Source organism: Arsukibacterium sp. (assembly GCF_041616895.1).
In the GTDB taxonomy this organism is placed as follows: Bacteria; Pseudomonadota; Gammaproteobacteria; order Enterobacterales; family Alteromonadaceae; genus Alishewanella.
This window is the reverse complement of the sequence record NZ_JBFJPY010000162.1, coordinates 1-3,932: the sequence shown is the minus strand read 5'-3', so window position 1 is coordinate 3,932 and position 3,932 is coordinate 1. Positions and strand designations below refer to the sequence as shown.

General features: G+C 47.9%; 4 protein-coding genes. 1 reads left to right on the top strand and 3 read right to left on the bottom strand.

The features are described 5' to 3' along the window. The 3 genes from ABY802_RS16175 to ABY802_RS16165 all read right to left on the bottom strand — a co-directional run. A partial coding sequence (locus ABY802_RS16175) for a HAMP domain-containing protein (protein ID WP_372628153.1) occupies positions 1-780 on the bottom strand: 780 nt, incomplete at its 3' end. Between the two features lie 53 nt (positions 781-833). After that, a complete protein-coding gene (locus ABY802_RS16170; RefSeq protein ID WP_372628152.1) occupies positions 834-1,241 on the bottom strand; it encodes a phosphate ABC transporter substrate-binding protein in 408 nt (135 codons plus the stop codon). A 9-nt stretch (positions 1,242-1,250) separates the two neighbouring features. After that, entirely contained in the window at positions 1,251-2,405 is a 1,155-nt protein-coding gene (locus ABY802_RS16165; protein WP_372628151.1) for a porin, read from the bottom strand. 364 nt (positions 2,406-2,769) lie between these two features. On the opposite strand from ABY802_RS16165, the gene ABY802_RS16160 reads away from it, so the two are divergent. Beyond that, on the top strand, positions 2,770-3,932 hold a 1,163-nt coding region (locus ABY802_RS16160; protein ID WP_372628150.1), incomplete at its 3' end, for a S46 family peptidase.

Below are 3,932 nucleotides of genomic sequence, written 5' to 3'. Positions count from 1 at the left end.
ATCGTTAAACGACGTCTGCAACATTTGAATAAACAAGTTAAATTGTTTAGCCACCACGCCAAGTTCATCGTTGCCGGTTACCGGTAATCGACTGGCAAGATTGCCCTTACCACTGGCCAGCTCGGCCAGCGATACCCCCAGTGTTTTAGCCGAGTTGCTGATCCTGCTGGCAATAAAGTGTCCCAGGCCAGCAGTGAGTATGATCAACACGCTACCCAACGCCAGAATAACGGTTAACGCCAACTCCATATTGCCAGACATATCTTCAATTGCCTGCGAGAAACGTTCATCGGCCTGTTGTTCGAACTGAGCAAAACGCGTGTTTAAGCTTTCAAATTGTTCGGTCTTGGTAGCGACACTTGCCTGAATTTTCGCAAAATCGACGTTACCATCGATAAATTGCTGGGCAATACCGCCCGCCAGACTGGCGTAGTTCTCAGCATCTTGCCGCAAACTTTCCAGAAACTGCTGTTGCTTGGGGTTAAGGTCCTGCAACCGGTTTAGGTTCTGCTGCAGCTTGGTACTATGTTGCTGGGCTGTCGCCAGTAAATCCGGATCAGACAAGGTGACGGCCTGAGTAAAAAACTCATCCAATGAATTAAAACCAGAATGAACTTGCGACGCCAGCTTGGACGTTTCGTACATGTAATCCCGCATGCTCTGGGTAGTGGCATTATTTTTGGCGGTAAAAAATACACTTACCGCCACCACTGTTGAGAATGCAATCACTGCCAGGCCAATAACCAGCCAGATTTTCATTACTATCGACATATTTTTCATAAAATACTCTGTTTACCAGCGCCAGAACTCATCGAGCTATCGCTATTTCAGCGCTAATTCAAGGTCAGAACCACTTTAACGGCATCTGTTACGCTGGCAGCATCAACATAGCCAATCGCATTGGGATTTTGACTGATATGCTCAATTACCGCGGCTTCCGTCGCCAGTTCAAGCGGGGGCGTGCCTTTGCCAGTAAAGATCAGTTTTGACCAATGCGCTTTTAACTGAGCCGAAGATCGCCCAACCCCCTTTTCGTCAAACTGGCTGCGCAGTGGTGAGCTCTCTGCAATATTAACCGCGCTCAGCGCTGATGAACGCCCGGTGTAAAGCCGGGTCAGTTCATCTGTGGTCAGGGTTGAGGTATTAGCCGGATTTACAATAACAGCAATATCGGCATTGGCAGGCATCGCAATTGCGACGCCTGCAAGGGCTAACAGAGTGACTACTAATCTGCTTAACATAAAGACTCCTTAAAAAACCAAGTCGACACCGAAGGCCACAACACCGTTACGCTGGCCTGTCGTATCAAGATCTTCTGAACTGAATTGTGCTTTAAAAGCAGCCGATGGATGAAAGTCATAGCGCACACCGACGTTCCAGGTACTGGCATCACGCTCCTGGCTTGCCACCAACCCCTGTAAAGGCACCAGCAGCTGTGGCGGAAGCACACTGCTGTAGGGCTGATAAATACTGACTACGGCATCATTGTTTTCCCGTTCATAGGAAATATAAGGCGTAAAACTGTTAAAACGCTTGCCAAGAGAGGCGTACCAGTTTTTCTGAATTGAAATAAAGCTGTTTTCGACTTCGACCCGGGTATATTCTGCAACCGCTATCCAGTTACTGTCGTCATAAGTCAGGCCAACGCCGATAAAATTAGAACTTTCATCATCAATATCAACTGCCTCGACAACCGGCGCCAAGCCATTTGCATTAAGTGCCTGATATAAATTTCCAACAGTAAAGCCCGGAGCCAGGGTTACGGGTGCCGTTTCGATGCTCGTTTTACCGGTAAGGTAGGCAAACCGGGCGCTTAGCGAGTCTTTTGCCAGCTCCCAGGTTATACCGGCAACGTTATCAATGCGTGCGCTCACCTGCGCACCACTTAAACTGGCATTGCCATCATAGCCACCAAAAATCAGTTGCAAAGTCGAGTCAACACTTCCCAGCTGCGCCGTGCGGTAAAAGGTTAACCCCTCAATGGTGTCAAAACCCAGACCATAGACGCCCTGGGGCACCCGCAGCCAGTCATAGGCATACCCGACGTCTTTAAAATCTGAATATTTATAGAATGGCGTACGCAGTCTGCCGGCATTAATAGTCATATTGTCAGTAAGCTGATAACTGATAAATGCCCATTCAAAGCCAACATCAAAATCGTCCCGCCCCCGGCCAAGCAGCTGCGCCGTCACAGACAGTTTTTCACCTAAATCAGATTTAATCTGTAGCGCAATCAAACTTTCATTTTTAAAATCAAGGGTATCGTCATAACCATACAGCTGCTCATCACTACCGGTCGTGATACCGGCCTTGATAGAAGCAAAGCCATTAATAGTCGTTTCAGCGGATACGGCCGCAGGGGCCAGGATAACTGCAAGTGACAGGGCGAGTAGACGTTTTCTCATTATTACCTCACTGAACTATTTAGGCGTGATGCGCCAGTTTGCGCTGATCTATAACAAAAATAGTAATTACCGGAATGAAGCCATGGGTGTTTTTTTACCATCATCTGTAACAGGGTAGGCTATAAAAAGCGAAATTGGCATAAGGGTTACTCAATTTTATTTGCGTTAAATCAATCTATCGCAAGTATAAGATAAGACATTACTTTCCTGGTTACGTTAAACGCAGCAAACTGGCGCACAAAAAGGCATATTAAACGGATATAACAGTGCCAGGGTTTGCTGGTAACTTGACAACTTTTAGCCAGACAACGAGTATAGCCGGGTCTTGCGTATGATACGCTTAAATAAAATTAAAAGAGTGATTATGAAAAAGTCGTTATTAATCCTGGCATTCGCCAGCAGCGCTGCTCTGGCGGATGAAGGCATGTGGATGCCACAACAATTGCCCGACATTGCCAATGAATTAAAAGCTGCCGGCTTAGAACTTGACCCGGCGAACCTGACTAAACTTACCGAATTCCCAATGGCGGCCATTGTCAGCCTTGGTGGTTGTTCTGCGTCTTTTATCTCGCCAAACGGTTTGGTCGTCACCAACCATCATTGTGTCTACAACAGTATTGCTCATAACTCCACACCAGATAATGACTTACTGGCCAATGGCTTTCTGGCAAAAAATTTAACCGACGAAGTGCCCGCGGCACCGGGCAGCAGGGTTTATGTGACGAAAGCAGTAGATAATGTGACTGCCCAGGTTATTGACAGCGCAACGGCTAAGCTAAGTGGCAAGCAACGGATTGATGCGATTGAGGCCAACCAGAAACAGCTGATAGCACAGTGTGAGCAGGACGAGGGTCACCGTTGCCGGGTTGCCGCTTACTATGGCAGTCTGGAATATTACTTAATTAAACAGCTGGAAATTAAAGATGTCCGTCTGGTGCATGCACCGGCTGAGGGAGTTGGCAAATTTGGTGGCGACACCGATAACTGGATGTGGCCCCGGCATACCGGCGACTATGGTTTTTTAAGAGCCTACGTAAGCCCACAAGGTAAGTCTGCCGATTATCATGCCGATAACGTACCTTACCAACCTGATCATTACCTGAAGCTGGCAGCTGAAGGACTACAGGAAGGCGATTTTGTGATGGCGCTGGGCTACCCAGGCCGGACAAACCGCCACCGGTTACCCGCTGAGGTAAGTGAGACTTTCGAGTGGAGCTACCCGAATACCGTGCAGCAGTTCAAAGATACTCTGGCCATTATTGACCGGGTTACTTCAACCAATAAAGATGCCGAGCTGAAATATGCCAGCAGAGTTGCCGGCCTTAATAATTACATGAAAAACCGCCAGGGCATGCTCGACAGTTTTGCACAAAGCGACTTCTTAGCCCGTAAACAGGCTGAGCACAAAGCGCTGAGTAACTGGGTGAACAGCAGCCGCGACAACAAAAAAGCCTATGCAAAAGATCTGGCTACAATTGATAAACTGTTAGCAGAGGAACATCGCCAGGCCCGCGCTGATTATGCGCT

Excerpts from the sequence above, each read along its gene's own strand:
- ABY802_RS16170 (WP_372628152.1), bottom strand. The coding sequence starts at position 1,241 with ATGTTAAGCAGATTAGTAGTCACTCTGTTAGCCCTTGCAGGCGTCGCA.
- ABY802_RS16165 (WP_372628151.1), bottom strand. The coding sequence starts at position 2,405 with ATGAGAAAACGTCTACTCGCCCTGTCACTTGCAGTTATCCTGGCCCCT.